Genomic DNA, 16,654 nt, shown 5'->3' with positions numbered 1-16,654 from the left:
TATACTCCTGGAAGAGCGGGCATCCTTTTTGACGAGGACAATCCGCATCGTCTTTGGGCCGTCCGGTCGCGTCGAGTCGCGGCCCGCCTCGTTCCGACGCAATTCCGAAGGGAAAGCGGTTGCATTTCCTGGAATTGCCCTCAGGCAAACCACCGGCGCTTCCCGACCCAAATGCGACAAATAACCCAATTTTTTCAGATGGATATTAGACGAAAAAGATATTCCTGGCGTCACATTCCGCGCCCATTTTCGACAAATGGGACATCAATGCGGCTTCACGTCGCGCTCACCATCTTGTTACGGCCAGCGCACCTCCGGCGGCAGGCTGGACAGGATCGAGGCGACATTGCCGCCGGTCTTCAGCCCGAAGATGGTGCCACGATCGTGAAGAAGGTTGAATTCGACATAGCGGCCGCGGCGGATGAGCTGTTCGTCGCGGTCGCCATCGGTCCAGTTCTCGTTGAAGTTGGCGCGCACCAAATGGCCGTAGACGACGAGGAACGAACGTCCGACGTCCTGGACGAAATTGAAATCGGCGTTCCAGCCGCCCTTCTCCTCAGCCGAATGCAGCCAGTCGAAGAAGATGCCGCCAGTGCCGCGCGGCTCGTTGCGGTGCGGCAGGAAGAAGTACTCGTCGCACCAGGCCTTGAATTTCGGATAGTCGGCGACGCCGGCGTTCTTCTCGCAAGCGAACTGCATGGCACGGTGGAAGGCTGTCGTGTCGGGATCGTCCTGCGTGCGGCGGCGGTCGAGCACCGGCGTCAGGTCGGCGCCGCCGCCGAACCAATGCCTGGATGTGACGACCATGCGCGTGTTCATGTGCACGGCCGGAACGTTCGGGTTCCACGGGTGCGCGATCAGCGAAATGCCCGATGCCCAGAAACGCGGGTCTTCCTCGGCGCCAGGCATCTGCTTCCTGAATTCGGGCGAGAACTCGCCATAAACGGTCGAAGTGTGGACGCCGACCTTCTCGAAGACACGGCCATGCATCATCGACATGGTGCCGCCGCCGCCCGTGCCTTGATCGCGCTCCCACGGCGTTTTTTCGAAACGGCCCGGCGACCACGAAGCCAGTGGCCCGCCGAGATCCTGCTCGATCTGCTCGAAGGTGGCGCAGATGCGCTCGCGTAGCGCCTCGAACCAAAGCCGGGCCTTCATCTTCTTCTCTTCGATGTCGGCGGGCAGCCCCGCCGGTATTTCAGGTCGTTCCAAGTGCCGTCTCCGGTTGCGGGGCGGTGAGTCGACAAAAGACTCGTCTTTTCCGGGCGCGATCCCTAATCTCTTAAGGGACAGGGTCAAGTCACTTTGGTTTCGCGCATGATCCTTTCCGAACCTCGATTCCGATTTCGGGGTCATGCGCCAGGTGCAAGGAGTTGTTTCGTGCGCACCCCGGCAAGACCGCCGCTGGATGGACTGAAGAAAAGGCTCGACCAAAGCCGGGCCGAGCGCGCGCGCATGCCGCGCGACGGGTTCCTGCGCGAGACCTTCGTCCTGCCGCGCTCGGATGCCCGCCTCAAGGCCAAGGAATGGTTCGAACGCTTCCCAAAGCAGGCCTACTGGACCGAGATCGAAAGCTGGTTCGAGCGCCCGGGGGATTTGATCGAGTTTACGATCAGGCGCTTGCCGGCGGCGGATTAGGATTTCCTCGCCCCGTTTGCGGGGAGAGGATGCCGGTAGGCAGGTGAGGGACGGCGCGAACCTTCGAGTGCTGGCGCTGCCCCTCATCCGCCTTTCAGGCACCTTCTCCCCGTGCATGGGAAGAAGGAAGAACCAGCCGCCGCGCGCCAGTTCCCTCCCGGGCCAGCCGATCCTCCTTATTGCGCAGCGGACATTTGTCGATCGACATGCAGCCGCAGCCGATGCAGTCGGTCAGCCCGTCGCGCAGTTTCTTCAACTGGGCGATCTTGTGATCGAGCCCGTCGCGCCAGGCTGTCGACAAAAGGTTCCAGTCGTCGCGTGTCGGCGTCCGGCCCTCGGGCAGGGATGCCAATGCCTCACCGATCTCGGCCAGCGAGATGCCAACCTCCTGCGCCACCTTGATGATCGCCACCCGGCGCAGCACGTCGCGGCCGTAGCGGCGCTGGTTGCCTGACGTGCGGTGGCTGCGGATCAGCCCGCGGGTTTCATAGAAATGCAGCGCCGACACCGCCACACCGCTGCGCGCAGCCACCTGGCCGACCGTCAATTCCAACGCTGGTGCCATCTCTCGATTTTCCGCTTGACCTCAAGTTAAGTTGAGCTTGTAGCCAAGAAAGCCTGGATGTGCAAACGAAGGAGAAGGCGGATGTGCGCCTGGGCAAAAATCACCGCGGACCGCGCTGCCGCCGGTCCCCTAGCCGAGCTGCCGGATGGCTTCGCCCGCCACCATGGCCACGGAAAGGGCGACGTTGAGGCTGCGCGCGGTGGGCCGCATCGGGATGGTCAGCCGAACATCCGCCGCCTGATGGACTGGATCCGGCACGCCCGCGGATTCGCGGCCGAACAGGAGGATGTCGCGGTTGGTGAAGCTGAAGTCGGTGTAGGGGGTCGTAGCCTTGGTCGACAGCAGCACCAGCCGATCCGCGCGCGCCTTGCGCCACTCCTCGAAGGCGTGCCAGTCGACATGCCGGGTCAGGGCAGCCATTTCGAGGTAGTCCATGCCGGCGCGCTTGAGCGCTTTGTCGGAGAGCGGAAAGCCGGCCGGCTCGATAATGTCGACGCCAAGCCCGAGACACGCGGCGAAGCGCAGGATTGTCCCGGTATTGCCGGCGATGTCAGGCTGGTAGAGCGCGATGCGGAGACCACGGTTCACTTTCGCGTCCTTCTAATAAGTGGCAGATCGGCCACAGATGCTTCGCGGTTTTGGAAATTCCTGGACCTGCGGGTGGCCATTTTCTGCGAAGTCGAGTATACGACCAGCATTGTCAACCCGAACCGATGGAGGGGTAATTCATGATGGCCATGTACATCCAGCGCCCCACCCGTGGGCTTACTTGCGCCCTGGCGGTTTCGGTACGACGTTTCTCCTGATCTTTTAGACACTTCCGCACCGATTTCCGCCGAAACCATACCCTGGTCTTCGAAGGAATCCTGCGATGTTTTTTAAGCTGCCGAAGGGGCCGATGGCCCCATCCCAACGCGTCCCGACTGATCCGCCGCCGATCCCGCGGCACGATGTCGATCATCCTTTTCATCTCTATTTTCACACGGAGGACGGACCGATGTTCGATCCCTACAGAATACCGGGCTCGAGGAGCCTGCATGTCCACCGGCTGCCGACCTGGGCGCTGCTGATCGGCGACACCTATTCGTCGGCGGTTCATGCCGAAGTGCGCAGGCGTCCGCATCGCGGCATGCTGCCGGATGTCGATTTCTCGCACGCGGTTCCCGATCCGAGCCGGCCGTCGCTGGTGCGCCGGATCGTCCGGCTGATCCGGCCGGGCGCGAAGAACCGGACTGGTGGCGCCGTGTCGTCAGGATCGACAAAGGTGCCTGTCGGCGAAAAACCGGCGAACCCCTATATAGCGCGAAGCAGGGCCGACGCTCCGGATGATTCCGGAGCGTCGGCCCTCGACGCCATGCGGTCCGAGGACTTTGTACGTCGCCAAGCCGCGTAAGCGGAAAACAGATTTTAAGGCGTATCCTATGTTTTTGTTTAGCTGGTTTGAAAGAAGGCTCGATCCGTTCCCGGCCGCGGAACCGGTCGAGCCGCCCAAGACGCTGGTTGCCTTCTGCCTGCATTATACGCGCGGGGCATGGCCCTATATCCTTGTCGATGCGGTGCTGGTGGCGGCCATCGCCATCGCGGAAGTGTGGATGTTCGGCTTCCTCGGCCGCATCGTCGACTGGCTGTCGGGGCAGAACCGCGAGACTTTCCTGCAGACGGAGGGCTGGAAGCTCGCCGGCATGGCCTTCATCGTCTTGTTTGCGCTGCCCGGCACGGTTTGGCTGCATTCGCTGCTCAACCAGCAGACGCTGATGGGCAACTATCCCATGCGCATCCGTTGGCAGGTGCATCGTTACCTGCTCAAGCAATCGATGAGCTTCTATCAGGACGAATTCGCCGGCCGCATCGCCACCAAGCTGATGCAGACCGCGCTCGCCGTGCGCGAATGCGTCATCAAGGTGATCGACGTCCTGAACTACGTCATCGTCTATTTCCTCGGCATGCTGTTGATCGTCGGTTCGGCCGACTGGCGGCTGGCGGCGCCGCTCGGCGTCTGGCTGGTCGGCTACATCCTGTTGCTGCGCTTTTTCATCCCGCGCCTGGGCAAGGTCGGCGAGGAGCAGGCCAATGCGCGCTCGACCATGACCGGCCGCGTCGTCGACAGCTACACCAACATCCAGACGGTCAAGCTGTTTTCCCATTCGCGCCGCGAGGCCGCCTTCGCCAGGGAAGGCATGATGGGCTTCCTCGACACGGTCTACCGGTCGATGCGGCTGGTGACGGTACTGTTCGGCTCGCTCTACATACTGAACGCGCTGCTGCTGTTCTCGGTCACCGCCATCTCGCTGTGGCTGTGGATGGGGCAAGCGGTGACGATTGGCGCGGTTGCAGTGGTCATCGGCCTGGTGCTCCGGATGTGGGGCATGTCGCAGTGGATCATGTGGGAAATGTCGGGCCTGTTCGAGAATATCGGCACGGTGCAGGACGGCATTGCCTCCATCTCGCTGCCGCGCCTCGTAGAGGACAGGCCGGATGCCAAGGAGATCAGCGTTTCCAAAGGTGATATCCGCTTCGAGGACATCCGCTTCCACTACGGCAAGCAGAAGGGCGTCATCGAAAACCTGTCGCTGACGGTGAAGCCGGGCGAAAAGGTCGGCATTGTCGGACGCTCGGGCGCCGGCAAGTCGACGCTGGTCAATCTCCTCTTGCGCTTCTACGATCTGGAGTCCGGCCGGATCCTGATCGACGGCCAGGAGATCGCCGGCGTGAAGCAGGATTCGCTGCGCGCCCAGATCGGCATGGTCACACAGGATACCTCGCTGCTGCATCGTTCGGTGCGCGAGAACATCCTTTATGGCCGGCCCGATGCCAGCGACGACATGCTTGTCGAGGCGGCGCGGCGGGCAGAGGCGCTGGATTTCATATCGGCGCTTTCGGACCATAGCGGCCGCCAGGGCTTCGATGCCTATGTCGGCGACCGTGGCGTCAAACTGTCCGGCGGTCAGCGGCAACGCATCGCCATTGCTCGCGTTATGTTGAAGGACGCGCCCATACTTATCCTTGACGAGGCGACGTCGGCGCTCGATTCCGAGGCGGAAGCCGCCATCCAGGAGAATCTCTACAGGCTTATGCAGGGCAAGACCGTCATCGCCATCGCGCACCGGCTGTCGACCATCGCGGCGATGGACAGGCTCGTCGTGATGGACCAGGGCCGCGTCATCGAGGAGGGTTCGCACGAGGAACTGGTCGCCAGAGGCGGGCTCTACGCGCAGCTCTGGCAGCGCCAGTCGGGTGGATTCCTGCTCGAAGACGGCCCGGTCGACGCCGCCAACGACGCAGTTGTAAGGGGGCAAGCCGCAGAATGATGGCCGCCGCATGATGACAGCCGTCTACCGCTGGTTCGAGACCTGGGTCTACCCGTTCAGGGAGCCGGCGAATCTTCGGCCACCGGCCAGCGTCGCCGGCTTCCTCCGGCACTATGTCGGGCAGGCGAAGTTCGCCTTCTTCGCCATGCTGGTCATCGGCGGCATCGCGCCGCTGGTCGAGGCCGGCCTGTTCTATTTCGTCGGACGGCTGGTCGATATTCTCGACCAGTTGCCCGGCGAGCGGAGCTGGCACGCGCTGTGGACCGCCGCCGGCCCCGAACTTATGTTCATGGTCGCGGTGGTGCTGGTCATCCGCACCGTGGTCGTCGGGCTGTCGGCGCTGGTCGACGAACAGACGATCACGCCCGGCTTCTACAATCTGGTGCGCTGGCAGGCGCACCGGCACGTATCGCGCCAGTCCTATGCCTTCTTCCAGAACGATTTCGCCGGCCGGATCGCGACGAAAGTCTGGCAGGCCGGGCAGGCGACCGGCGACCTGATGGAAAGCTTCATCGAGGTCGTCTGGTTCATGATCGTCTATACGGTGACGACGCTGGCGCTGGTCGCGGGGCTCGACCTCAGGCTCGCGGTGCTGGTGATGATCTGGATCACCGCATTCGGATTTCTGGCCAAGCTCTATCTGCCGGCTATCCGCAAGCACGCCGAAGCGACGGCCGAGGCGGGCTCGATGATCAATGGCCGCATCGTCGATTCCTATTCCAATGTACAGACACTGAAACTGTTCGCGGCCGACGGAGACGACCGCTACATCAGGAACGGCTTCGACATCTATCTCGACGCATTGCGTCCCTTCACCCGCCGGTTGACCGGCGTGCGCATGGCATTGACGACGCTGTCGGGCATCATGATCACGGCGATCGGCTGCTTTGCCGTCTATCTGTGGGTCGAGGGCTCGATCACCGTCGGCGCCGTCGCCTTCACGCTGTCGCTGGTGCTGCGCCTCAACATGCTGCTCGGACGGCTGATGATGCAGATGAACGGTATCTTGCGAAACCTTGGCGTGCTGGAGAACTCCAAGGCGCTGATCTCGCAGCCGCTCGGCCTGACCGACGCACCGGGCGCGAAAGAGCTGGTGGTGACGGGCGGACGCATCGACGTGAAGAATGTCGAATTCCACTACGGCAACGGGTTTGGCGTGCTGAACGGCATCGACCTTGTCGTCAAGCCGGGCGAGAAGGTCGGGCTGGTCGGGCCATCGGGCGCCGGCAAGACGACGCTGGCCAACCTGATCCTGCGCCTCTACGATCTCGAAAGCGGCCGGATCACTATCGACGGCCAGGACGTCTCCGGTGTGACGCAGAATTCGCTGCGCGCCAATATCGGCGTCGTCAGCCAGGACACCGCTCTGTTCCATCGGTCGCTGCGCGACAACATCAAGCTCGGCATGCCCGATGCGACCGACGCGCAGGTGATCGCGGCGGCCAGGAAGGCCGAGGCCCATGAATTCATCCTGACCTTGCGCGACAACAGGGATCGCCAGGGCTACGAGGCCTTCGTCGGCGAGCGCGGCGTCAAACTGTCGGGCGGCCAGCGCCAGCGCGTGGCGATCGCCCGCGTCTTCCTCAAGGATGCGCCGATCCTGATTCTCGACGAGGCGACGTCGGCGCTCGATTCCGACATCGAGGCGGCGATCCAGGAGAATCTGACGCGGCTGATGGAGAACAAGACCGTTATCGCCATCGCGCACCGGCTGTCGACGATCGCGGCACTGGATCGCCTTGTGGTACTCGACGGCGGCCGCATCGTCGAGCAAGGCACGCATGACGAACTGGTGGCGCTCGACGGGCTCTATGCCCGGCTGTGGAAGCGCCAGTCCGGCGGCTTCCTCTATCACGAGGAAAGCGTGCTGGAAGAGACGCGGCCGGCGGAGTAGGCGCATGGTTGGATCGCCAGAGTTCGGCCCAGAGGTCGGCCCAGAGGTCGGCTATGTCCTCAAGCGTTTACGACCAACCGTGGTGGCCTTCGGCGCGTTGAAGGAAGAGAGCCGGCTGGAAGGCTATTGGATGCTGGTGCGCCTGGGCGATGGCTGGGCAAGCGGCCGCAACAAGTTCCTGAAGCGGGGCGAGGGACTGTTCGGGATGTGGCATGGCCGGGAACTCGCCGGCGTGTGCGGGCTGAACATCGATCCCTATTTCGAGGGCAGGGACCAGGGCCGGGTCCGGCACCTGTTCGTCAGTGCGCGCCACCGCCGCAACGGCCTTGGCAGCATGCTGGTCGAGACCGTGATCGGCCGGGCCGGCCAATATTTCGCTGTGTTGAACACCCGCGCGCCGCCGGAAGCCTTCGGTTTTTATGAACGGCTTGGTTTTCAGCGCGTGGAAGGCGAAGAATTCGTCACCCACCGCATGGTGCTCGGGAAGGGGAACTGAAATGTCCTTGAGTCCGCCATCTCATCTTGCCGGCGCGTCGGCCGCCGACGCGGCCTTCGACGCGCTTGGCCATGAAATCCTCGCCGAGAAGGCGGCGGCACTCGGTCGCGCGGGGCAGCGCGTGGAAGAAACCTTGGCCCGGCTGCGCGACAATGGCAACGATGAGTTGCGCCCCCGTCTGCTCAAGGAGGCCGCCGCCGCGGTGCATGGCTATTTCATCCAGCGCGAATTGTGCGGCTTTCGCAAGCATGACGCCGTCATCCGCGAATACAACATCCCGAAAGCCGTGCTGGTCAGGCTTGGCGCCATGTAGAGTTGGAGCTTGCCGCGCTGATTTCCCTGTGGAAGCGCGCCAGGCGGGCGGCAAGCGCTTCGGGATTTTCATCGGCAACGAAGTGTCCGCTGCCGGCTATGATGTCGCCCTCGACATTTGAGAGCCCGGCTGCACGCAAGCCATCGACATAGTCGCCGATGTCGCCGGACTCGGCCGCACCCCTCAGATACAGCACCGGAACCGCAATCGGTTTCGCGGGCCGCGCGGCATTGACCTTGGCATCCTCGGGAAAGGCACGATACCAGTCGAACCCCGCCTGGAGGCTTTCCGGCCGTGAATAGGCCTTGGCGTAGATTTCCCTGGCGTCGTCAGGGATCGAGGCTCGATCCTTCGAAAGCACATTGAAGAAGAAGTCGAAATAAGCGCTCTGACGGCCGCTGACCAGCGTTTCCGGCAAGGCCGGGACGGCATGGAAGGCGAAGTGCCAGATCCGCGGATCGCGAATGACCTTCTCCCACGGCGCGATGCCTGGAATGACGACATCCATGATCGCCGCGCCGGAAAGGATGTCCGGATGGTCTCTCAACAAGGCAAACACGATCTGGCCGCCGACATCATGGCCGGCGGCCACGAGCTGGCGTAGTCCGCAAGTCTCTGCGACGCCTCTCATCAGTCTCGCCAGGGTTCTCTTGTCGCCAGCCCCGGGCAGGCCTTGCGAGTCGCCGATGCAGGGCAGGTCAGGGGCGACGACCCGGTAGTCGGCCGCCAACCGGCCGATCACCCGCTCGAAGGCGTAGGAGCTTTGCGGCCATCCGTGCAGCAGGAGGAAAGCCGGTGCTCCGGCAGGGCCTGCCTCGCGCATGGCAATGCTCAGGCCTTCGATTTCGATGGTCGAGGTTTGCATGTCCTGGCCCTGGCGGCTTTCCGGTTGGCTCCCATGCCGTAGATCTAGGCGCCGACCGGGAAGCCGCCAGGGTTATGCAGGAGTTACTCCAGCCATTCGGTTATGAAGCTGCCGTTCTCGTGGATGTCGGTCGTTTCCAGCGGACCCGGGCCGAGATTGGTGAATTTGTGCGGCGTGTGCGGCGGCACGATGACGATCTGACCGGCGGTGGCCTCGATTTCCTGGTCGCCGACCGTGAACAAGGCGGTGCCCTGGCGGATGATGAAGATCTCCGCATAGGGATGGGCGTGCAGCCGCGGGCCGCCGCCGACGTCGGGCAGGTAGTTGAAGATCAGGCAGGAGTTCGAGCCGTAGGCGCCGCATTGCAGTTCGCCCTTCCAGTGGTTGGAACGAACAGCCCATTCCTCGCGATCGATGACATGCGCCATGCGGCCAAGGATAGATCACGCCGATGCTCCGTGTCGAGGCGAAGCCAGGCATCGGATTTGCGGTTGTTTCCCGGTTGTTTAGCCGCCTTTCGCGGCGCCTGGCCGTCCCGCCCGGCGACAGGGTATTTCGTCCCCGCGACAATCTGCCCTTGTGCCTTCACCCGTCTGGACAAAAACGGGCTTCACGCATAAACCGAAGTCCAAATGCCGGAGGAATTCGCTAGCCTGTTCGCCATGCGCTGTCGGGTTGGCGTGATTGAGCGGGGACAAGGCTCGGCCACCGGCGCGGAAGAGGCGAAAGGATCAGGCACCCGTGAGCGCAACCGACATCCACGATCCCAACCGTCGAGATTTTCTCTACGTCGCCACCGGCATGGCCGCCGTGGTTGGCGCCGGTGCCGTCGCCTGGCCGTTCATCGACCAGATGCGCCCCGACGCCTCGACACTGGCGCTCGCTTCGGTCGAGGTCGATGTCTCCTCGCTGACGCCTGGCAGCTCGCTGATCGTCAAGTGGCGCGGCAAGCCGGTCGTGGTGCGCAACCGCACCGAGAAGGAAATGAAGGACGGCGAGGCCGTCAGCCTCTCCGATCTCAAAGATCCGATCGCGCGCAACGCCAATTTGCCATCCGATGCGCCGGCAACCGACGCCAACCGCACCACGCCCGGCAAGGAAGCCTGGATGGTGATGGTTCAGGTCTGCACCCATCTGGGCTGTATTCCGCTCGGCCAGGAAGGCGATTTCGGCGGCTGGTTCTGCCCGTGCCATGGCTCGCAATACGACACTGCCGGCCGCATCCGCAAAGGCCCGGCGCCGGAGAACATGGCGATTCCGGTATTCAAGTTCGTTTCCGACACCAAACTCCTTATCGGTTGAGGCAGGGGATATTTCGATGAGCGAGGGACACTCGACCTATACGCCGAAGACCGGTATCGAACGCTGGTTCGACGCCCGCATGCCGCTGCCCAGGATGGTCTATGACAGCTTCATCGCCTATCCGGTGCCGCGCAACCTGAACTATATGTGGACCTTCGGCGGCATCCTGGCGATCATGCTGGTGGCGCAGATCCTGACCGGCATCGTGCTGGCCATGCACTATACGGCCGACACCAATCTCGCCTTCGGTTCGGTCGAGAAGATCATGCGCGACGTGAATTCGGGATGGCTGTTGCGCTACATGCATGCCAACGGCGCCTCGTTCTTCTTCATCGCCGTCTACCTGCACATCTTCCGCGGTCTTTATTATGGCTCCTACAAGGCGCCGCGCGAACTTCTGTGGATCCTCGGCTGCATCATCTACCTCCTGATGATGGCGACCGGCTTCATGGGCTATGTGCTGCCATGGGGGCAGATGAGCTTCTGGGGCGCCACCGTCATCACCGGTTTCTTCAGCGCCATTCCGCTGGTCGGCGACTGGATCCAGCAGCTGCTGCTCGGCGGCTTCGCCGTCGACAATCCGACGCTGAACCGCTTCTTCGCGCTGCATTACCTGCTGCCGTTCATGATCGCCGGCGTCGTGGTGCTGCATGTCTGGGCGCTGCATGTCGTCGGCCAGTCGAACCCGACCGGCATCGAGGTCAAGTCGAAGACCGACACCGTCGCCTTCACCCCCTACGCGACCATCAAGGACGCGTTCGGCATGATCGTGTTCCTGTTCGTCTTCGCCTATTTCGTCTTCTACCTGCCGAACTATCTCGGCCATCCGGACAACTACACGGTCGCCAACCCGTTGAAGACCCCGGCCCATATCGTCCCGGAATGGTACTTCCTGCCGTTCTACGCGATCCTGCGCGCCATCACCTTCAATGTCGGGCCGATCAATTCCAAGCTCGGCGGCGTGCTGTGCATGTTCGGTGCCATCGTCATGCTGTTCCTGGTGCCGTGGCTCGATACTTCCAAGGTGCGCTCGGCGGTCTACCGGCCCTGGTACAAACTGTTCTTCTGGCTGTTCGTGGCCGATGCCATCCTGCTGGGCTGGCTGGGCTCGCAGCCGGCGGAAGGCAGCTATGTGTTCATGGCGCAGATGGCGACGCTGTTCTACTTCGCCTTCTTCCTCATCGTCCTGCCGGTTCTTGGCCTGATCGAGACACCGCGCAGGCTGCCGAACTCGATCACCGAGGCGGTGCTCGAAAAGAACAAGGGTGGCAGCGGACATCCGGTGGGCGCCACGGCAGCACCTGAGACCAAGGGCTGAGCGGTAGAGAATCTAAGGGGATTTGGCATGAAGAAGATTCTCACCTCGCTGGCGCTGATCGGCCTTGTGGCCGCCGGCACCGGAGTAGCAGGCACTTGGGCGTTAGCGGCTGAAGAAGCGCACAACGCGGCGGCACCGACGCATTTCCCGATCAACGAGCCGAAGGAAATGAGCTGGAGCTTCACCGGCCCGTTTGGCACCTATGACAAGGCGCAGCTGCAGCGCGGCCTGAAGGTCTACAAGGAAGTCTGCTCGGCCTGCCATTCGATGAACCTGGTGGCGTTCCGCACGCTGTCGGACCTCGGCTATAGCGACGCGCAGATCAAGACGCTGTCAGCCGAATACACCATCCACGACGGCCCCAACGATGCCGGCGACATGTTCGACCGTCCCGGGAAGCCATCCGATCATTTCCCGGCGCCGTTCGCCAATGAGGAAGCCGCCGCTGCCTCCAATGGCGGCGCGGCGCCGCCGGATATGTCGCTGCTGGCAAAGGCGCGCGGCGTCGAGCGCGGTTTCCCGCAGTTCGTCTTCGACATCTTCACCCAGTATGATGCCGGTGGTCCCGACTACATCCATTCGCTGCTGACCGGCTATGACCAGACGCCCCCGGCCGGAATGGTCATCCCGGAAGGCACGCACTACAACCCGTATTTCATGTCGGGCGTGTCGCTGAAGATGCCCAAGCCGCTCTCCGACGGCCAGGTGACCTATGACGACGGTTCGCCGCAAACCATCGACCAGTATTCCCGCGACGTGGCTGCCTTCCTGACATGGGCGGCCGAGCCGCACATGGAAGACCGCAAGAAGATGGGCTTCCGCGTGCTGGTGTTCCTGCTTTTGTTCGGCGCCCTGGTCTACATGACCAAGCGCAAGGTATGGGAAGCCGTCGCACATTAGGCGTTGGGCCGTTCAAGGCACGACATGGGGCGCCGCGAGGCGCCCTTTTCTGTTTTTCGGGTGGATTGCACCGCCACGTCTCGGCGGTGTCACATGGCCGTCACCACACATCGCGATCCTGCGGCGCTCTCATCAAAGGATTACGCCCATGAATAGATACGCATCGCTAGCGGCAGGCCTGCTGCTGCTCGTCGTTGGTTCCACGGCCCGCGCCGAAGACGCAAAGCCCTTCATCACCAACAAGGACGTCGACCTGACGATGATCCTGCCGCCGCCGCCGGCCAATGATTCGGCCGAGACCAAGGCCGAGCTTGGCGAGGTGCTGACCATGCAAGTCACGCGCACACCCGAAATGGAAGCCCGCGCCATCGCCGATGCCGAGGAAAACGTCTGGCGTTTCGCCGACGTCATGGGACCGAATTTCAACAAGGACAAGCTGCCGAAATTCAGCGCCTTCTTCGATCGCGTGGTGGAGACCGAAGGCGCCGTCGTCGATCCGGCGAAGGACGTCTGGAAGCGCCCGCGTCCGCACCAGCTCAGCGATCTCGTGAAGCCGGTGGTGAAGCTGTCGAGCTCCGGTTCCTGGCCGTCGGGCCATGCGACCGTCGGCACGATGATGGGCATCATTCTGGCTGACATGGTTCCGGAGAGGCGTGCCGAGATCATGGCGCGCGCGGCCGAGTTCGCCCATAACCGCATCGTCGGCGGCATCCACTATCCGTCCGACGTCGAGATGGGCAAGATTTCCGGCAGCGTCATCGCCGCGGTCTTGCTCAACCGCGATGACTTCAAGGCCGAGTACGAAGTAGCCAGGGCGGAGCTTCGTTCCGATCTCGGCATGTAAAATTGGCCGATAGCCATCTGTTCGAGCGGGGCGCCTTCGGGCGCCCCTTTTCGTGTCGGCCAGGGCCTGCGGCCCACGGCAAGGAAATCGCCTGGCATCGCTGCCAAATCCTTTGTCGGATGCGCTTGTCTCGACCGTCACATCGCGCTAGCCGTTGTCGGTCGCGCCGGGTTACGATCGGCCCCGCGCCGTTTCGCTTCTGTCAGCTGGATCATCCGGAGCCGCTTCATGAAATCCTCGCTCGAAGACACGCTGCTGGCGTCGATCCGCACCATCCCCGACTATCCCAGGCCCGGCATCCTGTTTCGCGACATCACCACACTGCTCGGCAACGCACGCGCTTTCCGCCGCGCCATCGACGAGCTGGTGCATCCCTATGCCGGGCAGAAGATCGACAAGATCGCCGGCATCGAAGCGCGCGGCTTTATCCTGGGCGGCGCCGTCGCCCACCAGCTCTCGGCCGGCTTCGTACCGATCCGCAAGAAGGGCAAGCTGCCTTATGAGACCGTGCGCGTCGCCTACAGCCTGGAATACGGGCTGGACGAGATGGAAATGCACAAGGACGGCGTCGCGCCCGGCGAGAAGGTGATCCTGGTCGACGATCTGATCGCCACCGGCGGCACGGCGGAAGCGGCGGTCAAGCTGCTGCGCCAGATCGGGGCGGATATTCTCGCCGCCTGCTTTGTCATCGACCTGCCGGATCTGGGTGGGCGCGCCAAGCTCGAGGCGCTCGGCGTGCCGGTGCGGACGCTGATCGGCTTCGAGGGACATTGAGGGGTCGAGTCTGTTCCTTCTCCGCTTGTTGTGGGAGAAGGCGGATCGGCGCGCAGCGCCGAGACGGTTGAGGGATGGGTGACGCAGTGCCGTCGGCGCCAAGCTGGAGCACCCCTCATCCGACCTCGCTTCGCGAGGCCACCGCCCTGGGCGAGTCACGGGCCTCGCCCGCCCTTCGGGCCCCACAAGGGGAGAAGGAAGAGACGCCTCACCCAACCCTCACCAGCACCGCACTTTCGAATTCCAGCACCTTGCCGCCGGTCGAATCGGAGGCCTCGCAGAGCAGCGCCAGCAACCGCCAGCCGGGGCGGGACGCGATGGGGCGGTGGGAAAGGGCCGTGCGCGTGAAGGTGATGGTTTGCCCGGCGTAGACGGGCTTCAGCCATTTCAGGTTCTTGAATCCGGGCGAGGGGCCGAATTCGGGCACCGGGCCGTCCCAACCTTCGGCATCCAGGCGGGTCTCCAGGTTCAGCTTCATCCAGGTGGCCGCAGTGTGCCAGCCGGAGGCGCAGAGCCCGCCTAGCACGCTCTTCCTCGCCGCCTCCTCGTCGATATGAAAAATCTGCGGGTCGTATTTGCGGGCGAACGCCTTGATCGCCTCGGGTTCGAATGTGTGCGAACCGAGTGTGACGGTCGTGCCGATGCGGAAGAATTCATCCAGCGTCATGACGCATTCCCCGCGGCATCGCGCGTCAGGAACATGACGGAGTTCTCGAGTTCGAAGACGCTTTCGCCGCGCTGGTTGACGAGTTCGCTGCGCATGGTCACGAAGCCGAGCTGCGGCTTCGACTTCGACAGGCATCTGGCCAGAACCACGAGGTTGCCCCGCAGCGTATCGCCGGCGAGCACCGGCTTCTTCCATTTGACCTGATCGACGCCGGGCGCGCCCTGACAGGTGGAGTCCAGCAAGAAGGCATCGCACAGCATGCGCATGAACATGGCGCAGGTGTGCCAACCCGAAGCCGAGAGGCCACCGAGGATGCTGGCCTTGCCGGCCTCCTCGTCGAGATGCATCGGCTGGGCGTCGAACTCGCTGGCGAACTCGATGATCTCGGCCGCGCTCACCTGTTTGGTGCCGAGGTCGAACTTGGCCCCTTCGACGAAGTCCTCATAGGCCCATGTCTTTCCGGTCATGGTCTGCAAATCCGGTTGTAGAATGCGCGATCCCCTTGGATCGGAAAATCCGGATGCAGGCCGCGGGCGGTTTGGTCAAGCCCTTTCTGGTGAACCAGCCAATGTATGGCCGCTTCAGAGCCAGGGTGCGGCGGGCGGAAATGTCCGATCAAGGCACATCCGCACATGACCGATAATGAAGCCGAGTTCAGCAAGATCGGCAAAGCCGCACTAGCCTTGGGCAATGCGCTTCTCGTAAAATGGGTTCAGTGGAGGGTATCCTTATGGGGTTATTTAACGTCGATAAGTTGATGGCCGGGAACATTGCTCAACTGCGCATAGAGAAGGAGTTCTTCAGCTCGCTTACGTCCCATCCGGGCGAGGTCGGACGTCTTAACGAAACCCATCTCGTTCGAATGCTACGCAGGTACCTGCCGGCGAAATTCGGGATAGGGACCGGCTTCCTAGTCTCGGGAGGCGAACACGGAAGAATGAGTCCACAGTGCGACATCATCATCTTTGATGCGCTGAACAACGTGCCGTTTTACTCCTCTGAAGCATGGCAAATCTACCCGATCGAGATGGTGTACGGCGTTATTGAGGTAAAAACGAACATAAAAAAGGATAATCTTAAAAACGCCTTCACTAACTGCCTTTTCATACGAAATATGTGCAAGAATCCAGATGGAGAGCCAAACAAGAAATACCTTTGGCAATTGCCTGCCGAGAAAAAGACGCCGGTGCGATACGAAAGACGACCATCGGACCTGCCCCCACGTTTTTTTGTCTTCGGGTATGGAGGCCCGACTGAAGCTAAATTAGCGAAGATGTTCCAGGAAATCACAAAAAAGGTGGAACACGCTCATGTGCACGGGCTTTGCGTCTTGGATCAGGACAGCGGCCTGTTCTTGGAACATGAGGCCTATCGAAAGCCGGAGCAGCGTGTGTCGGCCATCAAAGAAAACGGGCTCTGGCACTTTCTCATGGAACTGCCCAAACGCCTAAGTTCGATGCTTCCAGTTGTTCCGCTCAAGGTCGAAAAGGAGGGTTCCAGTATCCTTCGTCCTGACACATACCCCTACAGACGAGACGCGTTCGATCAGGTGGATCTTGAGCACTACAGCTCGTTCGCGTCCTGGGAGACGTTCTCACCCGGCGATAGCCCCGCGTGGAGCCCTCGGGAGGGAGATAGAACTGGAAGGTCGCACAACACAGGCTGAGTCCTCTCAAGTCGAGAGCATTGAAGCGGGCAGCGGCTCGCTCTGACCCAGCTGCGGCCGAGGCAGCTTGCGAAGCCAACTCGCGGCGCGGGTATAGAGAGTGC

The 16,654-nt window shown here is 62.4% G+C and carries 19 protein-coding genes; 12 read left to right on the top strand and 7 right to left on the bottom strand.

What is annotated here, in order from left to right; translation table 11 throughout:
* Positions 1–297 precede the first annotated feature (297 nt).
* Positions 298–1,212: an oxygen-dependent coproporphyrinogen oxidase gene (hemF, locus tag FJ434_RS21590; protein ID WP_140712492.1), complete on the bottom strand. Its 915-nt coding sequence runs from the start codon at positions 1,210–1,212 to the stop codon at positions 298–300.
* Positions 1,213–1,380: 168 nt separating this feature from the next.
* Here hemF and FJ434_RS21585 point away from each other — a divergent pair, with 168 nt between their 5' ends.
* A complete protein-coding gene (locus FJ434_RS21585; protein WP_023770299.1) occupies positions 1,381–1,638 on the top strand; it encodes a hypothetical protein in 258 nt (85 codons plus the stop codon).
* Between the two features lie 94 nt (positions 1,639–1,732).
* On the opposite strand, the gene soxR is transcribed toward FJ434_RS21585, so the two are convergent.
* A complete protein-coding gene (gene soxR / locus FJ434_RS21580; protein ID WP_140751055.1) occupies positions 1,733–2,203 on the bottom strand; it encodes a redox-sensitive transcriptional activator SoxR in 471 nt (156 codons plus the stop codon).
* A 129-nt stretch (positions 2,204–2,332) separates the two neighbouring features.
* Positions 2,333–2,791 (bottom strand): tRNA (cytidine(34)-2'-O)-methyltransferase, encoded by a 459-nt coding sequence (locus FJ434_RS21575; RefSeq protein ID WP_140751057.1) that lies wholly within the window; start codon positions 2,789–2,791, stop codon positions 2,333–2,335.
* 409 nt (positions 2,792–3,200) lie between these two features.
* Between FJ434_RS21575 and FJ434_RS21570 the strand changes: the two genes are divergently transcribed.
* From FJ434_RS21570 to FJ434_RS21550, 5 genes are read left to right on the top strand one after another with little or no spacing between them, the layout of a single operon-like run.
* On the top strand, positions 3,201–3,596 hold the full coding sequence (locus FJ434_RS21570; RefSeq protein ID WP_140505189.1) for a hypothetical protein: 396 nt from the start codon (positions 3,201–3,203) through the stop codon (positions 3,594–3,596).
* 28 nt (positions 3,597–3,624) lie between these two features.
* A complete protein-coding gene (locus FJ434_RS21565; RefSeq protein ID WP_140751059.1) occupies positions 3,625–5,511 on the top strand; it encodes an ABC transporter ATP-binding protein in 1,887 nt (628 codons plus the stop codon).
* 10 nt (positions 5,512–5,521) lie between these two features.
* Positions 5,522–7,405 (top strand): ABC transporter ATP-binding protein, encoded by a 1,884-nt coding sequence (locus tag FJ434_RS21560; RefSeq protein WP_140751061.1) that lies wholly within the window; start codon positions 5,522–5,524, stop codon positions 7,403–7,405.
* A gap of 4 nt (positions 7,406–7,409) precedes the next feature.
* On the top strand, positions 7,410–7,901 hold the full coding sequence (locus tag FJ434_RS21555; RefSeq protein ID WP_140751063.1) for a GNAT family N-acetyltransferase: 492 nt from the start codon (positions 7,410–7,412) through the stop codon (positions 7,899–7,901).
* Position 7,902: 1 nt separating this feature from the next.
* Positions 7,903–8,214, top strand: a complete 312-nt coding sequence (locus FJ434_RS21550; protein ID WP_140751065.1) for a DUF6665 family protein — start codon at positions 7,903–7,905, stop codon at positions 8,212–8,214.
* Here the strand turns inward: FJ434_RS21550 and FJ434_RS21545 are convergent.
* Complete coding sequence (locus FJ434_RS21545; protein WP_140751067.1) at positions 8,195–9,079, bottom strand: alpha/beta hydrolase; 885 nt, start codon at positions 9,077–9,079, stop codon at positions 8,195–8,197. The two genes, FJ434_RS21550 and FJ434_RS21545, sit on opposite strands and share 20 nt — an antisense overlap.
* Before the next feature lie 83 nt (positions 9,080–9,162).
* Positions 9,163–9,507 (bottom strand): cupin domain-containing protein, encoded by a 345-nt coding sequence (locus FJ434_RS21540; RefSeq protein WP_027143369.1) that lies wholly within the window; start codon positions 9,505–9,507, stop codon positions 9,163–9,165.
* A gap of 313 nt (positions 9,508–9,820) precedes the next feature.
* On the opposite strand from FJ434_RS21540, the gene petA reads away from it, so the two are divergent.
* The 5 genes from petA (at position 9,821) to FJ434_RS21515 (ending at position 14,217) form a co-directional block, all read left to right on the top strand.
* Positions 9,821–10,381 (top strand): ubiquinol-cytochrome c reductase iron-sulfur subunit, encoded by a 561-nt coding sequence (gene petA, locus FJ434_RS21535; RefSeq protein ID WP_015316073.1) that lies wholly within the window; start codon positions 9,821–9,823, stop codon positions 10,379–10,381.
* A 16-nt stretch (positions 10,382–10,397) separates the two neighbouring features.
* Entirely contained in the window at positions 10,398–11,699 is a 1,302-nt protein-coding gene (locus FJ434_RS21530; protein WP_140504915.1) for a cytochrome b N-terminal domain-containing protein, read from the top strand.
* Between the two features lie 27 nt (positions 11,700–11,726).
* Positions 11,727–12,599, top strand: coding sequence for a cytochrome c1 (locus FJ434_RS21525; RefSeq protein WP_140504917.1), 873 nt, complete (start codon positions 11,727–11,729; stop codon positions 12,597–12,599).
* 148 nt (positions 12,600–12,747) lie between these two features.
* Positions 12,748–13,443, top strand: coding sequence for a phosphatase PAP2 family protein (locus FJ434_RS21520; protein WP_140751069.1), 696 nt, complete (start codon positions 12,748–12,750; stop codon positions 13,441–13,443).
* Between the two features lie 228 nt (positions 13,444–13,671).
* Positions 13,672–14,217: an adenine phosphoribosyltransferase gene (locus tag FJ434_RS21515; protein WP_027143364.1), complete on the top strand. Its 546-nt coding sequence runs from the start codon at positions 13,672–13,674 to the stop codon at positions 14,215–14,217.
* Positions 14,218–14,425: 208 nt separating this feature from the next.
* Here the strand turns inward: FJ434_RS21515 and FJ434_RS21510 are convergent, their stop codons facing one another.
* Together FJ434_RS21510 and FJ434_RS21505 are read right to left on the bottom strand one after the other, a co-directional pair.
* Positions 14,426–14,884 carry a MaoC family dehydratase gene (locus FJ434_RS21510; protein ID WP_140504920.1) on the bottom strand — a complete coding sequence of 153 codons (459 nt, stop codon included), beginning with the start codon at positions 14,882–14,884 and terminating at the stop codon, positions 14,426–14,428.
* Entirely contained in the window at positions 14,881–15,351 is a 471-nt protein-coding gene (locus FJ434_RS21505) for a MaoC family dehydratase (protein WP_140751071.1), read from the bottom strand. The genes FJ434_RS21510 and FJ434_RS21505 overlap by 4 nt, the downstream gene beginning before the upstream one ends.
* Positions 15,352–15,641: 290 nt before the next feature.
* Between FJ434_RS21505 and FJ434_RS21500 the strand changes: the two genes are divergently transcribed.
* Entirely contained in the window at positions 15,642–16,550 is a 909-nt protein-coding gene (locus FJ434_RS21500; RefSeq protein ID WP_140751073.1) for a DUF6602 domain-containing protein, read from the top strand.
* Positions 16,551–16,654: the final 104 nt, after the last annotated feature.

The organism is Mesorhizobium sp. B2-5-13 (assembly GCF_006440535.1).
Classification (GTDB): domain Bacteria; phylum Pseudomonadota; class Alphaproteobacteria; order Rhizobiales; family Rhizobiaceae; genus Mesorhizobium; species Mesorhizobium salmacidum.
This window is presented reverse-complemented; position numbering and strand designations above follow the sequence as displayed.